Annotated in this window: 21 protein-coding genes; 8 read left to right on the forward strand and 13 right to left on the reverse strand. The window is 70.4% G+C overall.

Going from position 1 to position 24402, the window contains the following annotated elements:
• Positions 1 to 2 precede the first annotated feature (2 nt).
• From AB0I81_RS12175 to AB0I81_RS12200, 6 genes are all read right to left on the reverse strand, one after another.
• A complete protein-coding gene (locus AB0I81_RS12175; RefSeq protein ID WP_360654264.1) occupies positions 3 to 1328 on the reverse strand; it encodes a glycoside hydrolase in 1326 nt (441 codons plus the stop codon).
• 87 nt (positions 1329 to 1415) lie between these two features.
• Positions 1416 to 1997 (reverse strand): hypothetical protein, encoded by a 582-nt coding sequence (locus AB0I81_RS12180; RefSeq protein WP_360654267.1) that lies wholly within the window; start codon positions 1995 to 1997, stop codon positions 1416 to 1418.
• Positions 1998 to 2083: 86 nt separating this feature from the next.
• The gene (locus AB0I81_RS12185; protein WP_360654270.1) at positions 2084 to 2863 is read right to left on the reverse strand and encodes a hypothetical protein; all 780 of its coding nucleotides are present in this window, start codon (positions 2861 to 2863) and stop codon (positions 2084 to 2086) included.
• Between the two features lie 285 nt (positions 2864 to 3148).
• Positions 3149 to 4402 carry a lamin tail domain-containing protein gene (locus AB0I81_RS12190; protein WP_360654273.1) on the reverse strand — a complete coding sequence of 418 codons (1254 nt, stop codon included), beginning with the start codon at positions 4400 to 4402 and terminating at the stop codon, positions 3149 to 3151.
• A gap of 90 nt (positions 4403 to 4492) precedes the next feature.
• Complete coding sequence (locus AB0I81_RS12195) at positions 4493 to 5122, reverse strand: GPP34 family phosphoprotein (RefSeq protein WP_360654276.1); 630 nt, start codon at positions 5120 to 5122, stop codon at positions 4493 to 4495.
• Between the two features lie 17 nt (positions 5123 to 5139).
• A complete protein-coding gene (locus AB0I81_RS12200; RefSeq protein WP_360654279.1) occupies positions 5140 to 6513 on the reverse strand; it encodes an APC family permease in 1374 nt (457 codons plus the stop codon).
• Positions 6514 to 6642: 129 nt separating this feature from the next.
• Here AB0I81_RS12200 and AB0I81_RS12205 point away from each other — a divergent pair, with 129 nt between their 5' ends.
• Positions 6643 to 7284 (forward strand): GPP34 family phosphoprotein, encoded by a 642-nt coding sequence (locus AB0I81_RS12205; protein WP_360654282.1) that lies wholly within the window; start codon positions 6643 to 6645, stop codon positions 7282 to 7284.
• 6 nt (positions 7285 to 7290) lie between these two features.
• On the opposite strand, the gene AB0I81_RS12210 is transcribed toward AB0I81_RS12205, so the two are convergent.
• Positions 7291 to 8007, reverse strand: a complete 717-nt coding sequence (locus tag AB0I81_RS12210; protein WP_360654285.1) for a TetR/AcrR family transcriptional regulator — start codon at positions 8005 to 8007, stop codon at positions 7291 to 7293.
• A gap of 102 nt (positions 8008 to 8109) precedes the next feature.
• Here AB0I81_RS12210 and AB0I81_RS12215 point away from each other — a divergent pair, with 102 nt between their 5' ends.
• The gene (locus tag AB0I81_RS12215; RefSeq protein ID WP_360654288.1) at positions 8110 to 8403 is read left to right on the forward strand and encodes an FmdB family zinc ribbon protein; all 294 of its coding nucleotides are present in this window, start codon (positions 8110 to 8112) and stop codon (positions 8401 to 8403) included.
• A 32-nt stretch (positions 8404 to 8435) separates the two neighbouring features.
• Positions 8436 to 9683, forward strand: coding sequence for a formamidase (gene fmdA / locus AB0I81_RS12220; protein WP_360654291.1), 1248 nt, complete (start codon positions 8436 to 8438; stop codon positions 9681 to 9683).
• Position 9684: 1 nt separating this feature from the next.
• On the opposite strand, the gene AB0I81_RS12225 is transcribed toward fmdA, so the two are convergent.
• The 6 genes from AB0I81_RS12225 to AB0I81_RS12250 form a co-directional block, all read right to left on the reverse strand.
• Positions 9685 to 11118, reverse strand: a complete 1434-nt coding sequence (locus AB0I81_RS12225; protein ID WP_360654294.1) for a multicopper oxidase family protein — start codon at positions 11116 to 11118, stop codon at positions 9685 to 9687.
• A gap of 62 nt (positions 11119 to 11180) precedes the next feature.
• Positions 11181 to 13967 (reverse strand): hypothetical protein, encoded by a 2787-nt coding sequence (locus tag AB0I81_RS12230; RefSeq protein WP_360654297.1) that lies wholly within the window; start codon positions 13965 to 13967, stop codon positions 11181 to 11183.
• Complete coding sequence (locus AB0I81_RS12235; protein ID WP_360654300.1) at positions 13964 to 15817, reverse strand: AAA family ATPase; 1854 nt, start codon at positions 15815 to 15817, stop codon at positions 13964 to 13966. Before AB0I81_RS12235 ends, AB0I81_RS12230 begins: the two co-directional genes overlap by 4 nt.
• A gap of 5 nt (positions 15818 to 15822) precedes the next feature.
• On the reverse strand, positions 15823 to 16566 hold the full coding sequence (locus tag AB0I81_RS12240) for a hypothetical protein (RefSeq protein ID WP_360654303.1): 744 nt from the start codon (positions 16564 to 16566) through the stop codon (positions 15823 to 15825).
• A gap of 59 nt (positions 16567 to 16625) precedes the next feature.
• The gene (locus AB0I81_RS12245; RefSeq protein ID WP_360654306.1) at positions 16626 to 17669 is read right to left on the reverse strand and encodes a LacI family DNA-binding transcriptional regulator; all 1044 of its coding nucleotides are present in this window, start codon (positions 17667 to 17669) and stop codon (positions 16626 to 16628) included.
• Positions 17666 to 18502, reverse strand: coding sequence for a hypothetical protein (locus AB0I81_RS12250; protein ID WP_360654309.1), 837 nt, complete (start codon positions 18500 to 18502; stop codon positions 17666 to 17668). Before AB0I81_RS12250 ends, AB0I81_RS12245 begins: the two co-directional genes overlap by 4 nt.
• 143 nt (positions 18503 to 18645) lie before the next feature.
• On the opposite strand from AB0I81_RS12250, the gene AB0I81_RS12255 reads away from it, so the two are divergent.
• Genes AB0I81_RS12255 through AB0I81_RS12275 form a run of 5 tightly spaced genes read left to right on the forward strand, consistent with a single transcriptional unit; the run spans position 18646 to position 24304 of the window.
• A complete protein-coding gene (locus AB0I81_RS12255; protein ID WP_360654312.1) occupies positions 18646 to 19881 on the forward strand; it encodes an amino acid ABC transporter substrate-binding protein in 1236 nt (411 codons plus the stop codon).
• 3 nt (positions 19882 to 19884) lie between these two features.
• A complete protein-coding gene (locus tag AB0I81_RS12260) occupies positions 19885 to 20763 on the forward strand; it encodes a branched-chain amino acid ABC transporter permease (RefSeq protein WP_360654315.1) in 879 nt (292 codons plus the stop codon).
• Positions 20760 to 22520 (forward strand): branched-chain amino acid ABC transporter ATP-binding protein/permease, encoded by a 1761-nt coding sequence (locus tag AB0I81_RS12265; RefSeq protein ID WP_360654318.1) that lies wholly within the window; start codon positions 20760 to 20762, stop codon positions 22518 to 22520. Before AB0I81_RS12260 ends, AB0I81_RS12265 begins: the two co-directional genes overlap by 4 nt.
• A complete protein-coding gene (locus AB0I81_RS12270) occupies positions 22521 to 23297 on the forward strand; it encodes an ABC transporter ATP-binding protein (RefSeq protein ID WP_360654321.1) in 777 nt (258 codons plus the stop codon).
• On the forward strand, positions 23234 to 24304 hold the full coding sequence (locus AB0I81_RS12275) for an alpha/beta hydrolase (RefSeq protein ID WP_360654324.1): 1071 nt from the start codon (positions 23234 to 23236) through the stop codon (positions 24302 to 24304). The genes AB0I81_RS12270 and AB0I81_RS12275 overlap by 64 nt, the downstream gene beginning before the upstream one ends.
• Positions 24305 to 24402: the final 98 nt, after the last annotated feature.

The raw sequence follows: 24402 nt of genomic DNA on the forward strand, positions 1-24402 counted from the left end.
AATCACTTGACCACGACCGTGGTGAGCGCGCGCGGCTGGAGCGTCACCGTGCGGCCCTTCACCTGGGATGGGGTGAGGTCGTTGGTGTTGTCGGTGACGTACGCGGTCGCCCGGCCGTGCACGCCCTTCCACGTGACGGGCGCGGTGCCGGTGTTGAGCGTCACGACCACCCGCGAGCCGTCGGGATTACGGAAGGCTGAAACTTTCAGCGCCGGATCCGCCGCGCCCGCCTCCACCCGGACCGCGCCGGGCCGGATGAACCTGCTGTATCCGGCCAGCGCCCACAGCCGCTTCGACACGTGGTACTGCCTGGCCACGTCGTCGAGTTGCAGCAGCGCCCTGGTCGCCCCGCGCGAGCCGCCCAGCCAGTAGACGTAGGCGCTGACGTTGCCCAGCGTGAGCGAGTCGTGCACGGCCTGCGCGATCGTGAAGCCGTCGTAGCCGCTGCCGTCGTCCCAGTTCTCGTTCCAGGTGGTGCCGTTGGGGTTCCACTCCGACATCCAGGTCTTCCTGTTCGTCGGCAGCGGGCCGTCCACGGGGCTGGCGTAGGTGTGGCCGGTGTGCGTCTTCACCCAGCGCCGCGCCTCGGGATCGGCCTCGATCGCCGCCGTGTACGCCTTGGCCTCGTTCCAGCCGAAGGAGTCGCAGCAGGTCAGCTTCGTGCCCCTGGCGATGGGGCCGAGCACCTTGACGAACTCGGCGGCCTGCTCGGGGGTGAAGCGCATGGAGGCGTACGTGGCCGTCCAGTCGGGCTCGTTGGTGAACCCGAGATCGGTGATCCTGATGCCCTCCTTGGCGTAGAACTTCGTGTAGGCCACCAGGTAGTTCGCGTACGCGCGGCGCCACTCGGGCAGCAGCGTGCCGCCGTTCTTGTCGTCGCCGTTGTCCTTCATGTAGCCGGGCGCGCTCCAGGCGTCGGCGAAGAAGCGCCTGACCCCGTAGCGCTGCGCCTCCTTGGCCACCCAGACCTGGCTGTTGTCGTCGCCGTCCCAGGTGTACTTCGGCGGGGCGTCGGGGCCGCCCGGATTCTCGGGCTGCATCGACACCATGTGGTCGTACGGGCTGCCGGCGGGGGAGGAGCCGATGCCGAGCCGCAGGATGCTCAGCCCGGCCCCCTTGTTCCGGTCGAACCACAGGTCGAGGACCTCGCGTTGCTGCTGCTCCGACAGGGCCTTGAGCAGCTCGTTGCGCCGGAAGGCCTGGGAGATGCCGAAGCCGTCGATCTCCTGGTGCCTGACGCGCTCGTTGACGGTGATGGCGGGCGGATCGTGCGCGGTGTTCACCGTCGGGAGGCCGAGCAGGGTGATGGCGACGAGACCTCGTAACATGGCGCCTCCGAAAGTTTCGGATACGTGACGATATATTTCATCGATCGCCGGAACCGTACGCAGGGGGAGGCGCTTTCGTCAACCGCTTCAGTGGGCGGACTCGGCGCGCTCCTTGATGGTCAGCATCTGCCGGCGCATGGTCAGGAAGTCGCTGACGTCCATCGAGGCCAGGTACGTGGTGCCGCGCACGTTCGGCTCGGCGCGGATGCGCAGGCGGTAGATCATCCTGGTCTTGCCGTCCTCCAGGTCGCGCAGGGAGATCGAGCAGGTGGTGGTGGCGTCGGCGCCGCGCAGGGCCAGCACCAGCGTGTGCGGCGGGTCGATCGTTTCCACGACGAAGTCGCCGCCGTCCAGCACCTCACCGACCTTCGGGCCTTCCTGCGCGGTCGCGGCGGCCTCGGGCGCGGCGGTCTCCGGCGCGGGCCGGTCCTGGCCGCCGCCGGGGCGGTAGCCGCCGAGCCGTACCAGCCAGGCCCAGACGCTCGCCGGCGGCGCGTCCACGTTGACCGCGCGGGTGGCCTGGTACTGCGGGTGCCGGATGAGGTCGTCGCCGGGCATCTCGGCGTGCACCTCGCGGTCGTCGGCGCCCCAGCGGAGGTGCCATGGGCGTACGGCGAACAGATAGCCCGCCGCCGCGCCGATCGCCAGTCTGAACAGAGAGCGCGGCATCAACATGCTTACTCCTTCGTTTCACTGGTCGGGACGCTAAGTCTGCGATGTGTGGCATGACCGATCAACCCGAAATTCGGGTTTCATTAGATTTGCTCTGGTTTCCAGATAGTGAGCTCGTACGTTTGCGCGATGGGCAGCCATGCCCGGGCGAATCGGTTCTTCGCCTCCTGGGCCGCCTCGGAGCGCTCCAGGCCACGCTGGTAGTCGCGATCGTTCGTGACCGGGCCGGAGCAGTCGGCGCGGGCGTGCCGCCTGGCCCAGGTCAGGAACGCGGCGTCGGCCTCGTGGGAGGCGTCCAGCGCGTCCACCAGGGCGTCCTTGAGCCGGACGCCGCCCCTCAGCGCGGACACGGCGAGCGTCCTGGCGGTGGCGAGCTGGTCGCGGCGGCTGGTGGTGATGTCGCCGATGGCCCGTACGCCGTCCGGCTCGCACCTGGTGGCGCGGCCGATGGCGTCGGAGAGGCTGGAGCGGGCCGAGCTGCTGCTCGACAACAACTCCTCGATCTTCTCGGCCTGCTGCCTGGCGGCCCGCGTGGAAGGGCCCGCCGCGGCGCCGGAGTCGGGGTCCCCGGGGGTCGGCGAGGCGGTTCCGCCGCCGGTCGTGGAGCCGGTGGCTTCCGGTGCGTCGCCGGTCGTGGAGCCGGCGGTTTCCGGTGCGGAGTCCGGGGCGGCGGGGATGCTGCCCCGGCCGGCGCCGGTGGTGGTGGTCGCGGCCGGTCGGGAGGGGTTGGCGAGCACGAGCCACCAGGTCAGGGCGAGTGCCAGGAGCGCCACGGTCAGGCTGATGAGCACGGGCAGCCGCCGCCACGGCGGTGGCCCCCGCCGTAACCTGGCGGGCTCCTGGCCGACCGGCGGGAGGATCACGGTCTGCGGCGGCTGCTCGGCGCGGCAGCGGGGGCACTGCGGAAGGGTGCCGACGTGCGATCCGCAACGCTGACAGAAACGGTTCGGGCCCGACTCGTACGCCAAAGCACCCCTCCCGGAATATCACAAGAAAAGGGGGCAAAATGCTGTTTGCCCGTTTTGAGGGAGGCCCCTCGCTTTCCCTGTCCGGTCGAGACTATTTGATGACAACCCGATCCCGAAGCGAACGTCACTTTTGAAATCGTCAAAGAAAACGGCGCCGGGGACATGCCCCGGCGCCATCACTCAGCGTCCGAAACAGATCGTCCGGCCCGCTTTGACCTGATCCTGCTTGTAAAGCACCCGATCGATCGAGATTCCGCCGGGATCGACCAGCACGACCGTGTCACCCGTGTTCCCGAGCTGCACCGCCCCGGTCAGCGTCACCCGCAGCGCGGCCCCGCCATCGATGGAGCCGGCCAGGGTCTGGCGCCCGCCGGCGGCGTCGGTCAGCACCCAGCCCGCCAGGTCGATCGCCTTGGGCGTGAGGTTGAGCAGCGTGACGGTCTCGTTGCCGCGGTCCGCCCCGGCCGGGTCCGGCAGGGCGGCCACGATCAGCAGATCCCCCGAGGCGACGGCCGGCGGCTTCGGCCCCGTGCCCGGCGGCGCCGGGTCGGGGGCGATGATGAAGTCCTCCGGCCACATCGTGAGCTGGATCTGCTGCCCCGCCGCCTTGACGACGTCGTGCAGGTTGCCCCGTTCGAGCTTCGGGATCAGGAACAGCTCGTCGTCCCGGTTGACGGGGTCGGCGCGCAGCCAGCCGTCGAAACCGTCGAAGTTCACGAACCCGGCGGCCAGGTACGGCACGACGCGCCGGAACAACTTCGGCCACATCACCAGCCGTTCCAGCCCGTCCAGGTCGGCCACGGTGGCCGCGCCGTTCGGGTCGCCGGTCGAGCGGGGCCAGATGCCGACGGCCTTGCGCCTGGCCGCCTGCGACACCTCGGCCAGATGGGTGCGCAACTCCGCCGGCAACGTGGCGTAGAAGGCCGGATAGACCAGCCCGGCGGCCGTCAACTGCGCGTTAACCGAACGATCGACCAGCGGCGGGTCCACGAACACGGAGGTCCCGTCGGCGCCCGGATTGTCCCCGGCGTAGACGAAGGCGATCAGGCGGCCGTTGGCGTCGATGCCGTTGGTGAGCACGTGGCCGCGGATGGAGTCCTGGTCGGCGGACTCCACCTTGTTCGGCAGGTCCTCCCAGAAGCGCACGTTCGTGAAGCCCAGCAGGCGCAGCAGCTCGTCGCGGGCCGCGTTGGCCCCTTCGAGCTCCTGGTGGGTCTCCGCGAAGTGGGTTTCGAGGGCGTCCACGGCCTCCAGGCGTACCGAGATGCCGCGGGCGTTGATGTTCGGCGGCCGGCCGGAGCGCCGCGGCAGCGCCTCGACCAGGGCCGGTGAGTCGGGCAGGAACTTGACCGTGTCGCCGTCGGGCTCCGGGCCCTGACGTGGCAGGTCGGGGTACCTGATGACGAAACTGCCGCGTAACAGCGTGTAGCTCATGGTTGCCCCCCATGCGAGCTGGTGACCGTCCCCCGACTGTTGGTAGCCAGCGGAGCGTAACTCGCATAAGGGGCATCGTCCACGTGCCGGTCAGCGGTACACGGCCACGGCCGCCTCCCCGACCAGCGTGTCCACGGTCTCCACGAGCCGGCCGACCGGCGGCGCGGCGGCCGCGGCGATCTCGCGCAGGCGGGTGACCAGCCGGGCGGCCGGCTGGTCGAGGTAGAGCTGCGACTCCAGCCGCAGCACCGCCACCAGCCCGCACAACCCCGCGCAACGCGCGTCCGGCGTCTTCCAGCCCTCTACCGCAGAGCGCACCCCCGAGGAGGCCCGCACGATCGAGGCGATGTCGGCCAGTTCGTACCGCGTGTACGGCAACATGCCCATTCGCCGCCTGCTCACCCGGACGAGCACTCCCGAGCCGAGCAGGCCCTCGCGGACCCGCCCGTACACGTCCCCCATGGACGCCTGCTTGAGCAGGGACCTGGGGTCGGGGCCGGCGGCGGCCATGGCGAGCAGGCCGTCGGCCACGGCGTCACCGATCGCCTGCCCTTCGGCCGTCAGTCCCGCGGATCCCACCTTGACGTGGCCGGCGAGCAGCAGGTCCAGCAGTGCCGCGCCGGCCAGGCCGACCGCCAGCGACGACGCGTGGACCAGAGGTTTGCCGGCCTGGTCGTGGGCGATGAGATACAGGTCCTGGTGGAGCGGAAGACTGCTCATGAGAAGGGCTCGGCTCCCTACGGGCGGTCGGCGCCGGTCAGGCTCGGGCGGCGGCCGAGCGCGTACAGGGCGATCAGCACCGCGATGCCGACGCCCAGCCAGACCAGGCCGAGCACCTGCGCCAGGACGTTGGCGTTGATCACCACGAAGACCAGGATCCCTGCTCCGATCAGCGGCGCGACCAGATGCGACCACACGCTGTCCGAGCCCGTGCGGAGGGAGTAGTGCACGATCACCGACACGTGCAGCACGATGAACGCGACCATGGCGCCCATGTTGATCAGGCTCGACAACAGGGAGACGCCGTCCTCGCGGGTGGACATCCAGACGCCCAGGCCCACCGACAACACGCAGATGAGCAGGATGGCGTTGGACGGCACCGAGTGCTTGAGCGACACCTTGGCCAGGAAGGAGGGCAGTTGCCTGTCCCTGGCCATCGCGTACAGCAGCCGCGAGACCGCCACCTGGGCGACCATGGTGTTGGCCAGGCCCCAGGACAGCGCGGTGGCGAACGTGGTGACGTGCCGCAGCCACTCGCCGCCCGCCACCGCGGCGGCGTCGTAGAAGGCGGTGTCGCTGGGCTGGGCCGCCAGTCCGGCGGGATCGGGTACGAGCAGCGCGGCGACCCAGACCTGGACGATGAACAGCACGCCGGCCAGCACGAGCGCGAGCCGCATGGCCCTGCCCACCTGCGCGGAGCCGCCGGTGGACTCCTCCACCAGCATGCTGATCCCGTCGAAGCCGAGGAAGGACAGGACCGCCACCGACACCGCGGCGAACATCACCTGCCACGTGAACGCCTCGGAGTCGAACAGCGGCGCGAGGCTGAAGCCGCTGCCCTTGCCCTGGAACAGCGCCCAGATGCCGACCAGGAGGAACAGCGCCAGGACCACCAGCTCGAAGACGATCATGATTCTGGTGAGCCTGACCGTCATCCGGATCCCGCGCAGGTTGATCACCGTGTTGACGGCGACGAAGATGATCAGCCAGACCCAGACGGGCACGCCCGGCACGCTCGCGTTCATGGCGATCGAGGCCACCAGGTAGAGCAGGCAGGGCACCAGGATGTAGTCGAGCATGATCATCCACCCGGTCATGAACCCGACCGGCGGGGAGATGCCGCGGCCCGCGTAGTTGTAGACCGAGCCCGACAGGGGGAATGCCTTGACCATCTGGGCATAGGAGGCGGCGGTGAACAGCAGCGCGATCATCCCGACGAGATACGCCAGGGCTGGCATTCCACCGGATTCCGAATAAACGGTGCCGAAGATCGCAAATGGTGCGATGGGCACCATGAACGCCAGGCCATAGAACACGAGGTCGGTCAGCCCGACCCCGCGACGTAACTCCTGCCGGTAACCGAACTGCTCAATGTTCTGTTGTGTGCGCACGACAGGCCTCTCCAGTCGTCATGCAGAAACGGGGGGTTCGATTCGGTGATCCTTTCGCAGCACGGCGCCGCCTCGCAAGGGTGCTGGTGGGACGCGCGGGAAGCGCGTTGATGCGCCAGTCTGTGCTTCATGGACTTATTACTGGCCGAGGAACTCCTCCTGCTCGCCTACCGCCCCAAAGGCTCCGCGCTGATCAATCTGGAAATGCTGGACTACACGATCAGCGCGGCCGTGCTCGCCGAACTGATCCTGCGCGAGCGGCTGGAATTCACCGGCGGGCGGTTCGGCGTGACCGACCCCGCGCCCGTCGGCGACCCCGAGCTGGACAAGATCCTCGGCAGGCTCGCGCTCCGGGAGGATCCGGCGGAATTCGAGGACTGCTGGACCGCGATGTACACGCCCGCGCGGCGCGAGCGCCTGCTGGAGCGGCTCGCGGTGCGCGGGGCGATCACCATCCAGCGGCGCACCTACCTCAAGGTGTTCAAGGAGGAGCTCTTCCCCGAGGCCGACCCCGCCTTCCGGGAGTCGGTACGGGAGCGGGTGCTGGCCGCGCTGGCGGCAGAGGCCGAGCCGGACCGGCGTACGCTGGCGCTCGTCTCGCTGGCGCACGCCGCCGGGCTCATCGCCAAGGCGCTGCCCAAGGCGGACCGCAAACGGACTGCGGAACTGGCCGGACAGGACGCCCTGGGGAGCATGGTGGCCAAGGCGTTCAAGCAGGCAGCCGCCGGCAGCGTGGCCAAGGTCGCGATGAAGGGCGGATCGGCCGAGTAGCCTGTCTCAGGCCAGGCGGGTCTGGAGGCCGTCGAGGACGCGCTGGAGGCCGTACTCGAAGGTGTCCACGTTGGTGCCGGAGGTGTTGCCGCCCTTCTGCGCCTCGTACCGCGCCCGCAGGCGCGGGTAGTCCTGGACCGCCCGCTCGGCCGCCGGCCACAGCCGCTCGGTCCACTCCTGCTCGCTCTGCCCGCTGCGGGCGACCATGGACAACCACGCGGCCTCGGGGGTCGCGATCCCGATCACGTACGCGGTGACCGTGGTCATCGCGTGGTCGGCCTCCTCGGGCGGGAAACCGGCCTGCTCGAAGACGCCGAGCATGTGCTCGTTCTGCCGCAACATGTTGGGCCCGAGATAGGCCAGCCCGGCCTCGGCGAGCCTGGCCGCCAGCCAGGGGTGCCGCAGGATGATGCCGCGCATGGCGCGCGCCACCTCGGTCACGGTCGTGCGCCACTCGCCGGTGTCGGGCAGCGGCAGGTCGCCGTAGACCGCGTCGAGGGCCAGCTCGAACAGCTCGTCCTTGCTGGCGACGTGGCGGTAGAGCGAGGTGGCGCCGGCGCCGAGCCGGCTGCCCAGGCGGCGCATGCTGAGGTTCTCCGCGCCCTCCTCGTCGAGCAGGCGCACGGCCTCGGCCACGATGTTCTCCCGGGTGAGCAGCGGCTGCTCGCGCTTGCGGCTCGGGCGGGCCCACACGGAGGGGATCGGCTGTTCGTCAGCAGGCATGGGCCCACCCTAGCGCACGTCGTGCGCATCATGCGAACACCAGACCCGCCCGAATAGCGCTATTGACGGATATGTCGTGCGAACTAGATTCCTTGGTGAGAGGTGATCAGGCTCGTGGCCACGTACGCCTACCACTGCGCGGACTGCGGTCCCTTCGAGGTACGCCGGCCGATCGGCACAGCGGAGCCCGCCGAGCCCTGCGCGACCTGCGGAGAGCCGGCCCCCCGCCGATACACCCCGCCGCTGCTCGGCCGTACCCCGCCCGCCGAGGCCCGCGCACGCCGGGCGTCGGAGGCGAGCGCTCACGAACCCCGGGTCGTGAACGGCGTCCCTCCGGCCCGCCGTGGGCCCGCGCCTCCGCCCGACCCCCGCCGGGCCGGTCTGCCCCGCCCCTGACGCCACCCGGGGGCCATCACAAGGAGGACCCCATGCCGGAAGTCGTCTTCAGCGTCGACCAGTCCCTGTCCATGGCCGCGCAGATGGTCCCGGGGCACAACCGCTGGCACCCCGACATCCCGCCGGCCGCGAACGTGCGGCCGGGGTCGGAGTTCCGCGTCGAGTGCAGGGAGTGGACCGACGGGCAGATCGGGAACAACGACTCCGCGAACGACGTGCGCGACGTGGACCTGTCGGTCTGCCACATGCTCAGCGGGCCCATCGCCGTGCAGGGCGCCGAGCCGGGCGACCTGCTCGTCCTCGACATCCTCGACCTCGGGCCCGTGCCGCAGTCCGCCGGGGCCGCGCCGGGCGAGGGATGGGGGTACACGGGCATTTTCGCCAGGGAGAACGGCGGCGGGTTCCTCACCGACCGGTTCCCGCAGGCGTACAAGGCGGTCTGGGACTTTCACGGCCAGCAGGCCACCTCACGGCACATTCCGGGCGTGCGCTTCACCGGCATCACGCATCCGGGCCTGTTCGGCACCGCGCCGTCGCCGTACCTGCTGGCCCGCTGGAACGCCAGGGAGCAGGCCCTCATCGACACAGACCCCGACCGGGTGCCCCCGCTGGCGCTGCCGCCGCTGCAACACGGCGTGCTGGCCGGCACGCTGAAGGGCCCTGAGCTGGAGCGGGTCGGCAGGGAGGGCGCGCGTACGGTCCCCGCCAGGGAGAACGGCGGCAACCACGACATCAAGAACTTCACCCGCGGCGCCCGCGTCTTCTACCCCGTGCACGTCCCGGGCGCCCTGCTGTCGGGCGGCGACCTGCACTTCAGCCAGGGCGACGGCGAGATCAGCTTCTGCGGCGCGATCGAGATGGGCGGCTTCGTGGACTTCCACGTGGACCTCATCAAGGGCGGCATGGAGAAGTACGGCGTCACCACCAACCCGATCTTCATGCCGGGCAACGTCGAGCCGCGCTACACCGAGTTCCTGTCCTTCATCGGTATCTCGGTGGACCACGACACCGACACGAACCTGTACAACGACGCCACGATCGCCTATCGCAACGCGTGCCTGAACGCGATCGAGTACCTCAAGAAGTTCGGCTACAGCGGCGAGCAGGCGTACCTGCTGATCAGCGCCGCCCCTGTCGAGGGGCGGGTCAGCGGCGTGGTGGACATCCCGAACGCCTGCTGCACGCTCTACCTGCCCACGGCCATCTTCGACTTCGACATCCGCCCCGACGCCGGCGGCCCGCGCCGCGCCGACCGGGGGGAGTGCGCGGTGAGCTCCTGACTCAGTGACGCATCTGCGGCTCGCGCGACGACGGCCGGCCGTAGCCGAGCACGCCCATCATGCCCTGCTCCTGGTGGTAGAGGTTGTGGCAGTGGAACATCCACTCGCCCGGATTGTCGGCGAGCACGTCGATGCTCAGGCGTGTGCGCGGCAGGATGTTCACGGTGTCCTTGCGCGGCCCGTGCGGGCCGCCGGCCCGCACCTGGAAGGTGTGGCCGTGCAGGTGCATCGGGTGCCACATGGGCGAGCGGTTGTCCATCACGATCCTGACCGTCTCGCCCCGCTCCACGCGCAGCCGCATCGGGTCCTTGGCGAGCTTGCCGTTCATCGTCCACTCGCTGCCGGACGGGCGCATGTCGAGCGTCACCGTGACGCTCCTGCCGGGGCGGGGCAGCGCGTCGGAAGGGTGTGCCTTGAGGTCGGTGTACTTCAGCATCCGCCGGTACAACTCCTCCAGCCGGACGTTCTTGTCCGGCGCGCTCGCCCCGCGCGACGTGCGCACGACCGCGAACGCCCGCGCCCGCTTCCCCTCCGCCACCGCGACCAGCGGAAAGGCCCCCTCGCCGAGCCGCACGAGGAAGTCGTAGCGCTCACCCATGCCGATCAGGAACGTGTCCACCTCGACCGGCTCGCAAGGGAACCCGTCGGTGTGCGTGACGGTCATCCGGTGACCGCCCAGCGCCACCCGGAACGCGCTGTCGGCCGCCGCGTTGATCACCCGGAACCTCACGAGCCGCCCCGGCCGGCTGGCGAACACCTCGGGCGCGTCCGCCGTACGGCCGTTGACCAGGTGGTACGGGTGCCGCAGCTCACCCGTGACGCCGCCGAGCAGCGAACTGCGCAACGAGTCGTCGTGCTCGGCGCTGGCGGTCAGCCGCTTCAACGCCTCGTCGGGCGTGCCGGCCACGCCGTCCAGCCAGTCGTCGAGCACGACCGTGAACTCCTCGTCGTACCCGAGCGGCTCGCGCGGGTGGGCCACGATCAGCGGCCCGTACAGGCCGCGGTCGTTCTGCATGCCGACGTGCGAGTGGTAGAAGTACGTGCCGGGGTCGGGGACGGTGAAGGCGTAGTCGAACGTCCCGCCCGGCGGGGTCGCCTGCTGCGAGTAGCCCGGGGCCCCGTCCATCTTCGCGTCGAGCCTGATGCCGTGCCAGTGCACGGTGGTCGGCGCGGGCAGGTCGTTGACGAGCCTGGCCCGTACGACGTCGCCGGCCGTGACCCGGATCGCCGGACCGGGCAGCAGGTCGTTGTAGGCCCAGGTGGAGACCTTGCGCCTGCCCAGCGAGACGGTCACGGGCTTGGCCCGCAACACCAGTCCGCTCCGTCGCGGCCGATCGGCCGCCGCGGCCCCCGCCGGGATCACCCCTCCCAAAGCGGCGGCGAACGTACCGCCCACGAACATCCTGCGGGACACGACCCCATACGAACCATTCATTGCAGATCCCCCCATCCACCTCGCAAGGTAACTGAGAGTGATCACCAAAGCCGCGCGCCACGCTAGTCGAGCGGGGTGAGGTTGTTCGGGTTGACCACGTCGAACACGTTGCGGGCGGGCTGCGGCGGCATGCTGAACCGCCGCTCAAGGCCGGTGCGGCGGACCTTGTCCAGCCAGTCCAGGGCCTGGGAGTCGGTCAGTCCGGCCAGGACCAGGGAGTCGAACAGAAGCTGGTACTCACCCGCCAGGTTGCTGTTGAACACCAGCGGGTCGTCGGAGCCGACCGTCACGGCCAGGGGCGGGAGACCTTCCACGGGGAGCGGGGGCGACAGCCGCCAGAGGGGGTGGTTGCGCAGGTCGCCGAGGTCGGCGATGAGGAGGTTGGAGGTGGGGTTGAGCTCGATGGCCAGGCCGCGGCGGCCTATCTCGGCGCGGAGCGAAGTTTGGATCTCGGCCAGCGCGCCCGCCTCGGCGGTCGGGTCCACCCACAGGATCCGGCGCCCTCTGCGGAAGACGTGCCGGTCGGTCAGGTAGTCCACGAGCCGCCGCCGGCGCCTGCTCAGGCTGTCCTGCCCCGGCGGACGGTCTCGGCCGTTCCCGTTCCCGTTGGCTCGGTCACGGTCGCGGTCGTCGGTGTCGTCGCGTCCGTCCGTGTCGCGCGGGCGCGTGGTCACGCCGTCGGGAAAGCCGGTGGCCCGTAGCATGGCGTGGTCGCAGAGGTCGTGGCGGAGCCGCTCGATGTGCAGCGGGTTGATCGACCTGCCGAACCACTCCCAGCCCAGCATGGAGATCTCCCGGTCCACGTACGCCAGCCGCGCCGCGTCCGCCCCCTGCCCGCGCTGGGTCCACCAGGTCCACTCCCAGGTCAGGTCCATGATCCGGTCCTGCAGCGGCATCGCCACCCGGCCCGCCCGCTGGGCCCACCTGTGGGGCTCGACGCCGAGCGCGACCGCGTGCCCGAGGCGGTCGCCCTCGCGCAGTTCCAGCAGTTCGACGGCCTCGTGGATGCTGCGCAGGCCGGTGAGCAGGTGGGCGAAGTCCTCCCCGGCGTGCACGGTGGTGCGCAGCGGATCCGGCTGCGGGCCGCGGAAGGCGCGCAGGTACTGGGCTCCCTCCGTGGCGGCGCGGCGCACGTGCATGACGAGCGGGCGCAGCACCCACATCGGCACGCCCAGTTCGTCCGCGCAGACGTCGAGGCCGCGCACCAGGAACTGGGCCAGCGGCAACTGGTGCAGCAGCCGGGCCAGGGCGGAGGCGGCCCTGCGCTGCTCGCTGTAGTACCAGCCGAAGCGGAAACCGCTGGCGTTGACGTTGTGGTTGGGGTCGGGGTCGGCGTTGGCCCCCTCACCGGCCACGCGCGGCACGCCCGGTTTGGCCTCCCCGCCGCGCTGCTTCAGGAAGTGGAACACCATGGCCAGCTCGGCGCCGGGGCGGTCGGTCCGGGCGACGGCCGGAGGGGTGTCGTCCTGGGCATCGGGGGCGGCCGGACGGGTGTTGTCCTGGGCAACGGTGAGGGCCGGGCGAGGGCCGGCCTTGCTCAGCGTGCGTACCCAGCAGACGAGGTCCTTGATGTCGGCGCTCGGGCTGGCGCGCATCTCCAGCGACGTCAGCCCCGTGTCGCCTCCGCAGGTCCTGGCGGCGGCCTCCACCAGGAGTTCCTCGGTGACGTTGCCCCGGGTCTTGACCATCCTGTCGTAGAAGCGCATGAACCATGGCAAACCCGGTGTCAGCGGGCGTTGCGTGAGGTGCCGGTACACCATCGTCCTGACCCGTACCGTCTGCCAGAAGAGCTGCGCGGCGACCTGATCGGGCCGGCCCGCGTTCTCGCGGGCGTCGAGGTACTCGCACGCCTCGTGAACGTAGATCTGCTCCGTCGATCTCCGCCCGTCGCCGAGCACCCGCGCCAGCGGATCAAGGGTCAGGGCGCTGCTCAGTTTGCGCGCCATCCGCTCGCCCGAGGTGCCGACCAGTGCCGCGTACGCGCCCTGGAGCTGGGCGACCGGCACCTTGGAGATCGTCCCGTAGGCCAGGTCGGACAGGGCCGACTGGGCCAGGGCGAAGTTCACCGCTCCCGCGTGCCTGACCACGTGTGTACGGAGGTCGCGCAAGTAGCTCAGGAACGGGCCGGGATGGTTCGAGGCCAGGAAACCACCGAGCAGCGCCCTGGCGATGGCGGCGCGGATGAGCCACAGGGTGAACTCATTGCCTTCCGCCAGCACGGCGCCGGGCGCGGCCAGTTCTCCCAGTTTGAGCCCCGGGTCGGACAGCCGGGCGACCAGCAGGGCCCACAGCGTGCCGAAGTCCAGGGCCGCGCCCACGTGCAGGTGCGTCTCGGCGAAGCCCTGCGTGAGCAGGTCGCGGACGGCCGGGGTGAACAGGTCAGGCTCGGGGATCCAGCCGCGCACGGCCTTGGTGGCCAGCAGCAGGTCGGCGGGCAGGGCGAAGGTCAGCCACATCCAGGAGCGCCGGGCGTGCGCGTGCATGGGGGTCGCGGCCATCGGGCCGCTGGACGGGTACGGCAGGCGCGGCACGACGACGCCGCCGCGCTCCTCCACGTACAGCTCGGTGACGCAGCGGAGGTGCTTCTGCAACGAGCGCGGCCCGTTGTTGAACCCGCCGAACCAGGCGCCGTCCCGCATGGCGACGAGCTCGTCCAGGGACATGGCCGGGGCGGCGGAGAGCAACTCGGCCTCGGCCGCCCGCCACAGGCCCGCGGTCGCCGGGTCCATGTTCGGGTCGAGGTGGGTGATGGGATTGGTCAGCGCGGCTTCGGAGACGATCGGGAACGCGGTCAGCTCGGCGAGAAGATGATCGAAGGGGAGGCTGGCGGTGCGGGCGTAGGAGGTCATGGCTCTATGGGGGGAAGATTGAGCGCCGTTTTGGCGGCCGAGCCGGCCATGCCCTTGTCCGACTCGCGAAGGCCCATGACCCGCTCTCTCCAGATCCGGACGATAGGAACCGAATGCTTGTTCTGCAGATCGATCAGTTGCTTGCGGAGTGTCGGCCAGGTGCTCCGGAACTTCTGGTGAGGCACGAGCAAGGACGGTTTCGAGTCCAGGGCCTCTTGCAGAATCGTGGTCATGACGGCGATCCACGAACCGAACTGCGCATCCGGCTTGCCCACCCATAGCCGCTCCGACTCCGCGAGCCACATGACGGTTCGCTCATATCCCCAGTAGGTGGAGAACGTCAGCCCAGGCCACGAGGCGTCTCGCAATACTGGTGGGTTCGCGGGAGGATGACCGTCTCGCAGCCCTTCATTGCCCATGATGTCCACACACCCGATGTAGGCCCTCGACCGGCGTGGGCCCAAGTGCCTCGAACCCATGATCACCCGCCAGCCGCCAGGCCAGTGATCGATGAAGATCTCCTGGCGCATCCCCTCGAAGCCCTGGCTGAGATCCCTGATTCGGTCCTTGGCTCGCCGCCTCAGCAGAGCCAAAGGATCGACGTTCTCCTCTTCCAGGCTCAGATAGAGGTCCGAGATCTGCCGAATGGGAGCACGGAGCACGTAGGACCAGGAGTAGCCGCTCACCCGGGCAATGGTCTCCTCATCGTCGGCGAACCTCACCTCGAGTCCGGGCAAGGTGATTGCCTCCGAGGTCCTGCCCATCAGCGAAAGGGTGCTGGCATCGAAACGGAGGTGCCCGAGCTTGGCGGCGAGGCTGGGCAGGTCGGGTTCCGGCCGGTACCGGAGCGCCCACGCGGGTTCGACCAGGTCGAGGACCACCCGCTGCGCCACCGGCAGGTGCTTGGTCAGCGCGTTGTCCGCCAGCTCGTCCACCTGATCGCGCACGGGGGTGTCCAGCGGCACGTTGCATGACAACCTCAACATGTCGCCCCGGTACTTCAGCCGCATGATCGTCGTGAGCAGCGCCAGGTCGGCCGCCATGACGACGATCAGATGCGGGGACTGCACGGCCCGCAGCAACTCCAGCAACTGCACGGAGATCGCCGGATTGAGGTCCATGTCATCGACGGGCAGCACGAACAGGGGAGACTGGTACTCAGGCTTTCTGTCCAACTGCGCGCTCAAATTCTGCAGCACCTGGCAGAAGCGCCGGTTGATGCTCAGCCGTTCGCGTTCCGTGCGCCTGGCCTCGATCGCATAGGTGTCCTGGTCGAGGCTGGCACCCCGGTCCTTGAGGTTGCCCGCGAAGGACAGGGCGACCGACGTCTGCAGGCGGGCCAGTTCGAGCCGGATGTCGGGCAGGGCCGACTTGGGGTGCACCAGGGAGAGGGTCTCGTCGGCCAGGGGCTCGACGGACATCGCCCCCATCGTGTTCTCGAGTCTGGCCAGCACCGCGCCGAGCAGGTTCGCCGAGGGGTCGAGCGCCTCCATGTCCAGCGTCTCCAGCCACACCAGCCGTTTGCTGAGTTCGGAGACCTGCCCGTACACCACCTCCTTGCGCAGCTCCTCCGGTTGCACCAGAGCCCGGATCAGTGTCGTCAGCAGAGTGGTCTTGCCCGTGCCCCGTCCGCCGCTGACCAGCACCGTCCTGCTCGACCGCGCCTGGGTGAGGAAGGGCCCGGTCGGCAGGCCGTTCACCGCAACGTTCGTGCTGACCTGCTGCGGCACCTCGGACACCGCGGCCTCCAGGAAGGCGAGGACCTGGTGGAAGCCGTTGCGTTGCCGCTCGTCCAACTGGTTCAGCGGCACCGGCCGCGCCTCCAGACGCAACCTTCTCTGGCCCGCCATGCCGCTCACCTCACGTCCACTTCGGCCTCGTTGGACCAGATGCCGCCGGAACTACGAACCCGCAGCCGCGCAGAGGTGCCGGGCTGGACGCCCTGCGGCAGGGGGATGGTGATCGACGTGCCGGTGCGCCTGGTCGGCGGCACCTTCGTGTCGCCGTGCCAGACCTCGCTGTCGTCGGTGAAACCGGTCCCCGTCAGCTCGATGGAGCCGTCCCAGGACCGCCACTGCACGCTGGTGATGATGGGCACGGACGCGGCGGCGGCCATCTGGCCGGATTTGCCGGCGAACGCCGCGTCGAAGATGTCCTTCAGCTTGCCCAGGGCGTGCTGGGTGAACAGGCCGCTGAGCGTCGCGATGGAGGCGACGCCGTACAGGCTGCTCGCGGACGACGAGACCTGGCCCAGCCCGGCCTGCAGCACGAACAGGAACGCGGTGGCCAGCCCGGCGCCCATGAGCGGGTTGGTCAGGAACCAGAAGGTCCAGCGGCGGTCGAAGGTGTTGTGCGCCAGGTGCCACGTGAGCGACGCGAGCACGTGCAGGGCCCCGCCCAGCGCGCCTCCGACGATCGAGACCAGCACGAAAGCCTGGTCCTTGGGCAGTGTCGCGGCCCACGCGAGATAGCGCACCTGCACTTCCTGTTCCTGGCCGACGTCCCAGCCCAGGAAGGACAGCAGGAACGTCAGTGGCACCACGGCCATCACGATGGCGATGCCGGCGAGGATCGTTCTTCCGAAAAGGCTCCAGCTCACCGGGCCAACGTAGGTTTACGGCCGCGCGGGCTGCCTCGGGGGAGGATTAAGGGAAATCCCTAGTCTGTACGCGGTGCGGCCGTCGAGCCCCGTACCACCAGGGACACCGGCAGCAGGATCGAGCGGGCCGGCCGGTCCGGGGTGTCGAGGGTGTCGAGGAGCATGCGGGCCGCCTCCGCCCCCAGCTCGTGATGCGGCACCGCCACCGTCGTCAGCGGTGGGCGGAGTTTGTCCAGGAACGGCATGTCGTTGAAGCCGATCACGCTCACGTCGTCCGGGCAGGACAGGCCGCGTTCGGCGAAGACGTCGTAGCAGCCCAGCGCGATGAGGTCGTTGCCGGCTACGACCGCCGTGACGCCGGGGGAGCGGTCCAGCAGGTTCCGCATGGCGGTGGCGCCGTCGGACTCGCTCCAGTGGGCGCACTCCGGCATCAGGTCGTCGGGCAGGCCGTGGTCGCGGACCGCGTGGCGGAAGGCGCGGGCGCGTGCCCGGCCCGTGGAGGTGGACAGGGGGCCGGACAGGTGGGCGATCCTGGTGTGGCCGAGGGCGGCGAGGTGGTGCACGGCGGCGGCCACCCCCGTGACGTCGTCGCCCGTGACGGCGGGCACGCGCAGGTTCTCGACCTGGCGGTTGATCAGCACCATCCGGACGCCCTGCTCGTGCAGGTGCCGGAGCAGGGGGTGGTCCAGGCGGGCGGTGGCGATGATGAGGCCCTCCACCTGGCGGGAGCGGAGCGAGTCGATCTGGGCACGTTCGCGTTCCTCGTCGTTGTCGGTGTTGACGATCCAGACGTTGTAGCCGCCGGGCTCCAGCACGCTCTCCACGCCCCGCACGATCGGCGGGAACAGCGGGTTGGTGAGGTCGGGGATGACCAGGCCGACCGTGCCGGTGCGGGAGGTCTTGAGGCTGCGCGCCACCGAGTTGGGCTGGTAGCCGAGCGCCCGTGCGGCGCGCATGACGCGGCGGGCGGTCTCGGCGCTGATCTGCTGGCGGGTCTTCGGGTTCAGGGCGCGGGAGGCCGTGGCGGTGTGCACCCCGGCGGCCTCGGCGACGTCGCGGAGTGTCGGGGCCGGGGATGGATGACTCGGCCGGGGGTTGCTCATCGGCCTCCCAGGTCAGGCGCCTCGGGCGCGTCGCCGTAGCGGCGTCTGAGGGTGAGGACCGTGGTCAGCGACTCGGCGTCCACCTTGCCGTCGGCGACGAGGCCCTCGTCGGGGTCCTTCAGCCGTTGAAGGTAGCGCGTCGCGGTGGCGGGCGGCAGGCGCAGTGCCGTCGCGGCCTCCTCGGTGACCAGGTCGTCCGCGTCGCCGGCGAGGATCGTGCGGGTGGTTTCGCGCAAGGCGTTCGCCAGAGCCCGTAAGGCCGGGTCCTCTTCGCCCAGACAGCACAGCACGGTCCCCAGGTACGGGCGCGGCACCCCCGCCAGCCGCACCGCCCCCGCGTCCTCGGCCCGCAGGTCGGAGCCCGCGTTGAGCATGGTCGCCGCGCAACCGCCGCCCAGCAGCGCCTCCAGGCGGCGCGGTGTGGACCCGAGCGCGACCGTACGGTAGTCGCCGGGCCGCAGCCCCACCGACTCCAGCGCCGCGTACAGCGCGAAGGCGAAGCCCGAGTCCGGCACGTCAACGCCGATCGCCGCGCCCTTCAGCTCCGCCGCCGAGCCGAGCCCGGGGCGGGCGTAGAGGGCCAGGCCGAGGCCACGGTCCACGGCCGAGACGATGCGTACGTCGGCGGTTCGGCCGAGCGGGTTGCCGGGCACGTGGCGGTAGGCGATGACGTTGTCGGGGCTGGTCAGCGCCGCGTCGAGGGAACCGTCGAGCAGGGCGGCGAACTGGGCGGGCGAGGAGGTGACGGGCACCTCGCGGGCATCGACCAGGCCGAGGCGCCTGCCGGTGCGCAGCAGCACGGACGGGCTGAAGGTGCCGACCACCGGCCGCATGACCACTCCAGGAGTGCACTCGTTTGCGTACGAAGGCATCTCACTCTTGACAGTAACTGCATTCAAACGGATGCTCCGAGGCAGCGCAATCGTTTGCGGGGGGATGCGTAGGCGCGCGGCGAAGGCTCATCGAAGGAGGGCTCATGACCGCCCATTCCCCCGGACAACCCGCCCGCACGCTCGCGGTGATCGCGTCGGTGGCCGCGCTGATGCTGGCGGCCTGCGGGCAGCGGCCGTCGGAGATCCGGGCGGAGGAGACGGGCAAGCCGCTCGTCATCGGCGTCTCGCTCCCGCTGACCGGCGACTTCGCCCAGCCGGGCAGCGAGGCCAGGCGCGGTTACGAGATCTGGCGCGACATGGTGAACGCCAAGGGCGGCGTCCTGCGCAGGCCGGTCGAGCTGAAGATCGTCGATGACGCGAGCAACCAGGACACCGTGGTCGCCGACTACACCAAGCTGATCACCCAGGACCGGGTGGACCTGCTGCTGGGCACGTTCTCCTCGTTGCTGAACTACCCGGCCTCGGCGGTGGCCGAGAAGAACCGCATGGTGTTCGTCGAGCCGGCCGGGGGCGCGCCCGACATGTTCACGCGCGGCTTCAAGTACCTCTTCTTCGCCCAGCCCGCCACCGCGCCCCGCCAGGCCGACGTGTTCGTGAACTGGATCAAGTCGCTGCCCGAGGGTGAGCGGCCCGGGACCGCCGCCTATCCGAGCCAGGACGACCCGTTCGCGCTGCCCGTCATCAAGTCGATGCGGGAGCAGTTGGAGGCGCTGGGCGTCAGGACCGTCTACAGCGAGGTCTATCCGGCCGACACCACGAACTTCCAGAGCGTCGCCGGCACGCTGGCCAGCAGGAAGCCCGACCTGGTCGCGCAGGGGGCGGTGTTCGAGGACGGCGTGGGCATGGTGCGTTCGCTCAAGCAACTCGGGTTCTCGCCGAAGATGTTGTTCCAGACGTCCGCGCCGAGCAACTCCAGCCAGTACAGCGACGGCGTGGGCGTGGACAGCACCGAGGGCGTCTTCTACACGGTGAGCTGGAACGAGAAGGCGGGCACGCCGCTGAACGCCGAGTTCGTGGCCGCGTACCGGAAGGCCCATGACGCCCCGCCCGCCGAGGACGCCGCGGACGCGTTCGCCGCGGCGCAGGTGTTGCAGGCCGCGGTCGAGGCGGTCGGCTCGGTCGACCAGGACAAGATCAAGGACTGGTTGCACGCGAACACCGTGCAGACCCTGCTCGGGCCGCTGAGCTGGAAGGACAACGGCGAGCCCGAGGGCAGTTTCCTGCTGGCCCAGTGGCAGGGCGGCAAGGTCGAGGTGGTCGGGCCGCCGGAGCTGGCGACCACGAAGACCGTGGTGAACCCCAAGCCGGGCTGGAAGTGAGCCATGGCGCACTTCGCGCAGGCGGTCGTGCTGGGGCTGCTGATCGGCGGGGTCTACGCGCTGATGGCGTCGGGGCTGACGCTGATCTTCGGCGTGATGCGGATCATCAACGTGGCGCAGGGCGCGTTCCTCGTGCTGGTGGCCATGGTGACGTGGTGGCTCTGGAACAGGACCGGGATCGACCCGATCGTGGCGGCCGTGGTGACGACGCCGATGATGTTCGGGTTCGGGTGGGTGACCTACCGGCTGCTGATCTCCAGGATCCGGGGCGCGCCCGCGTCCATGTCGGTGCTGCTGACGTTCGGGCTGGCGCTGGTCATCGAGGGGGTGCTGAACCTCACCGCGGGCAACAAGTTCAAGTCGGCCGCGCCGCCGTACTTCGAGGAGTCCTTCAGGGTCGGGTCGGTCTCGTTGCCGAAGGCGCAGGCGTTCGGGTTCCTGGCGGCGGCGGGGGTGCTGGCGGTGTTGTACTGGGTGCTCAACAGGACCTGGACGGGACGCGCGATCAGGGCGGCCACGCAGAACCCGCCGGGGGCCGCGCTGGTCGGGGTGAGCGCGGCGGGCACGGCGGCGCTGGCGTTCGCGATCGGCAGCGCCACGGCCGGGGTGGGCGGGTCCATCCTGTCGGTGCTCTATCCGTTCTTCCCCGCCTCGCACTACGAGTGGATCTCGCGGCTGCTCGGGATCGTGGTGCTGGGCGGGCTCGGCAGCCTGGCCGGCGCGGTGGCGGGGGCGGTGGTGCTCGGGCTGGCCGAGACGCTGACCGCGACGTACGGGTCGCTGGGCTGGTCCACGCTCGTCTTCTACCTGGTGATCATGGCGGTGCTGCTGGTCAGGCCGCAGGGGTTGTTCGGGGCGCGGCTGCGGGAGGACGCGGCGTGAAGGCCCACCTCGTGGCGGGCGCGTGCCTGGCCGGGCTGCTGGTCTATCCCGTGGTCAACCCGTGGCAGCCCTACCCGCAGGCGGTGCTGCTGCTCGGGTTCCTGCTGGCGATCCAGGCGACGAGCTGGAACATCATCTCCGGGTACGCCGGGTACGTCTCGCTCGGGCACGGCATGTTCCTCGGGCTCGGGTCGTACACGGTGGGCATCCTGGCCCTGCGGTGGGGCGTCAACCCGCTGTGGGTCGCGCCGCTCGGCGGGGTGGTCGCGACCGTCGTGGCGGTGCTGATCGGCTCTATCGTGTTGCGGACCCGCGGCCACGCGTTCGTGATCATCACGATCGCGATGTTGCTGGCGGCGCAGATCGTCGCGGTCAACTCCAGGGACCTGACGCGCGGCTCCGACGGGATCACGCTGGAGCTGCCGTTCTGGCACCGCGACTTCCAGAACATCCCGTTCTACTACGCGTTCCTGCTGCTGCTGGTCGTGACCGTGTTGTTCAGCGCGTGGATCAGGCGCACCAAGCTCGGCACGGGGCTGGTGGCGATCAGGCAGGACGAGGGCAAGGCCGCCTCGATCGGCGTGCACACCACCCGCTTCAAGATCATCGCGTACGCGGCCAGCGCCTTCTTCATCGGCGTCGCCGGCGGGGTCTACGCCTACTACCTGACCTTCATCAACCCCGTCGGCTCCTTCGCCATCCTCGGCAGCGTGACGATCGTGCTGGCGGCGCTGGCCGGCGGGCGCGGCACGCTGTACGGGCCCGTGGTCGGCGCGTTCGCGGTCAACCTGGTCAGCGAGGCGGCCACGGTGTACGCGGGCGGCGTGCAGTCGCGGGTGCTGCTGTTCGGCGGCGCCCTGGTGCTGGTCGTGTTGTTCCTGCCCGAGGGCCTGCTGCCGACCGTGGGGGCGTGGTGGCGGCGCAGGCGTCCCGCGCCGGTGGAGTACATCGAGCCGCCGGTCCTGTCCGTGCGCGAGCGGGTGCCCGAGCGGTCCGGACGTGGTGAGGTGCTGCTGTCGGTGCGGGGCGTGTCCAAGCGGTTCGGTGGGCTCACCGCCGTGGACGACGTCTCCCTCGACGTGCGGCAGGGCACGATCACGGCGCTGATCGGGCCGAACGGCTCAGGCAAGACCACGCTGTTCAACCTGGTCACGGGCGGGCTGCCGGCCGACTCCGGCGAGATCTGGTTCGACGGGCGGCGCATCGACCGGCTGCGGCCGTGGCGGCGCTGCCATCTGGGGCTGGCGCGGTCGTACCAGGTGACCAGGCTGTTCCGGGACCTGACCGTGCGGGAGAACGTGGTCGCTCCGCTGGCCGACGCGCGCTGGCGGACCATGTTGTCCGACGCCGTACGCGGCCACGAGGCAGAACGCGCCCGCGACCTGCTCGAACTGGTCGGGCTCGGCCGGTTCGCCGCCCAGCAGGCGGGCGCGCTGTCGTACGGGCAGCAGAAACTCGTCGAACTGGCCCAGGTGCTGATGCTCGAACCCAAGCTGATCCTGCTGGACGAGCCCGCCGGCGGCGTGAACCCGAGCCTGCTGGCCCGCATCGCCGAGGTGATCCGCGACCTCAACGCGGCCGGGATCACGTTCCTGATCGTCGAGCACAACATCCCGCTCGTGCTGGACCTGTGCGACCCGGTCGCGGTGTTGGCGGGCGGCCGGATGATCGCCGAAGGGCCGCCCGGGCGCGTCAGGCAGGACCCGGCGGTGCTTGAGGCCTACCTTGGGACCGACTGGACGCCGGCGGTGAGATGAATGTTGCAGCTCAAGGCGGTGGTCGCGGGTTACGGCGGCGGCAGCGTACTGCGCGGTGTCGATCTGGAATGCGCCGAACGCACGATCACCTGCGTGGTCGGGCCGAACGGCGCGGGCAAATCGACGGTGCTGCGCGTCATCAGCGGCCTGCTCGTGCCCACCGAGGGCGAGGTCCGCCTGGACGGCGAGCCCATCGGCGGGCGCTCGCCCGAGGAGATCCTGCGCCGCGGCATCGCCCAGGTGCCGCAGTCGCACGCGTTGTTCCCCGCCATGACCGTGCAGGAGAACGTGCTGATGGGCGGCTACCTCATCCGCAAGGACAAACGGCTGCTCGCCGAACGCCTCGACGAGGTCAGGCAGCGCCTGCCCATCGTCGCCGAACGCGCCCGCGAGCACGCCGGCAACCTCAGCGGCGGCCAGCGGCGCATGGTCGAGATCGCCCGCTGCCTCATGCTCGCCCCGCGGCTCATCCTGCTCGACGAGCCGTCGCTCGGCCTCGACCCGCGCGGGCTGGCCGGGGTGGCCGAGGTGATCGGGCAACTCGGCCGGGCGGGCGCGACCGTGCTGCTGGTCGAGCAGAACGTCCGGCTCGGCCTGGGCCTGGCCACGCACGGCGTGGTCATGGAGGGCGGCCGGGTACGCCTGACCGGTACGGCCGCCGCCGTCCGGGACAACCCCGAGATCGCGTCGCTCTACCTGGGAGGTGGCACACGGTGGACGAGCGAGTCGCTTCCGCCATCGCGCACTGGGGACCCCGGTTCACCGCCAACGGCGTGACGGTCTCCGACTTCGAACGCATCACGCGCGGCCTGCACACCTGGGACGGCTGGTGCGCCGCCTGGTCGGCGGTGGCGGCCGGGCACGAGCGGCTCGGCCGCCAGGCGCTGGCCACCGGCCGTACCCTGTCGGCGGGCGGGCACCTGGCGCAGGCCGCGCTCTACTTCCACTTCGCCAAGTTCGTGTTCGTGACCGACCCCGACCAGGCGCGCCGGGCCCACCTGCGGGCCGTGGCCTGCCTCGACGACGCCCTGCCCCACCTGTCGCCGCCCGGACGCCGCGTCGAGATCGACTTCGAGGGAGGCACGCTCGTCGGGATACTCCGGCTGCCATCCGGTCCCGGGCCGCATCCCGCGGTGCTGATGTTGTCCGGGCTCGACTCGGCCAAGGAGGAGCAGCGGGTGGTCGAGCAGCTCTTCCTCGAACGCGGGCTGGCCACGTTCGCCGTGGACGGGCCCGGCCAGGGGGAGGCCGAGTACGAGCTGCCGATCAGGGCCGACTGGTCGCGGCCCGGCGAGGTGCTGCTCGACGCGCTGGCCGCCGAGCCGCGGGTGGACGCGGCCAGGCTCGGGGTGTGGGGGGTCAGTCTGGGGGGCTACTACGCGCCGCGGGTGGCGGCGGCCGCCGGGGACCGGGTCAAGGCTTGTGTGGCGCTGGCCGGGCCGTACGACTTCGGCGACTGCTGGGACATCCTGCCGCCGCTGACGAAGGAGACCTTCCGCGTCAGGTCCGGCGCGGCTACCGAGGAGGAGGCCCGCCGCATCGCCCGCACCCTGACCATGAAGGGCACGGCCTCGGCCATCACCGCGCCGCTGCTGGTCGTGGCCGGGCGCGAGGATCGGATCGTGCCCTGGCGGCACGCCGAGCTGCTGGCCGCCGCGGCGGGCGGCGACAGCGAACTGCTCGTGCTCGAAGAGGGCAACCACGGCTGTGCCAACCTGACGCCCTGGCACCGCCCCTACACCGCCGACTGGCTGGCCCAGCGGCTCGCGAAAGGCAGTGCGTGATGAGTGGCGGCGTGCGATGAGTGGCGGCGTGCGATGAGTAGCGGCGTGCGATGAGTAGCGGCGTGCGATGAGTAGCGGCGTGCGATGAGAGGTGGCGT

The organism is Nonomuraea sp. NPDC050404, from assembly GCF_040655495.1.
Lineage (GTDB): Bacteria > Actinomycetota > Actinomycetes > Streptosporangiales > Streptosporangiaceae > Nonomuraea.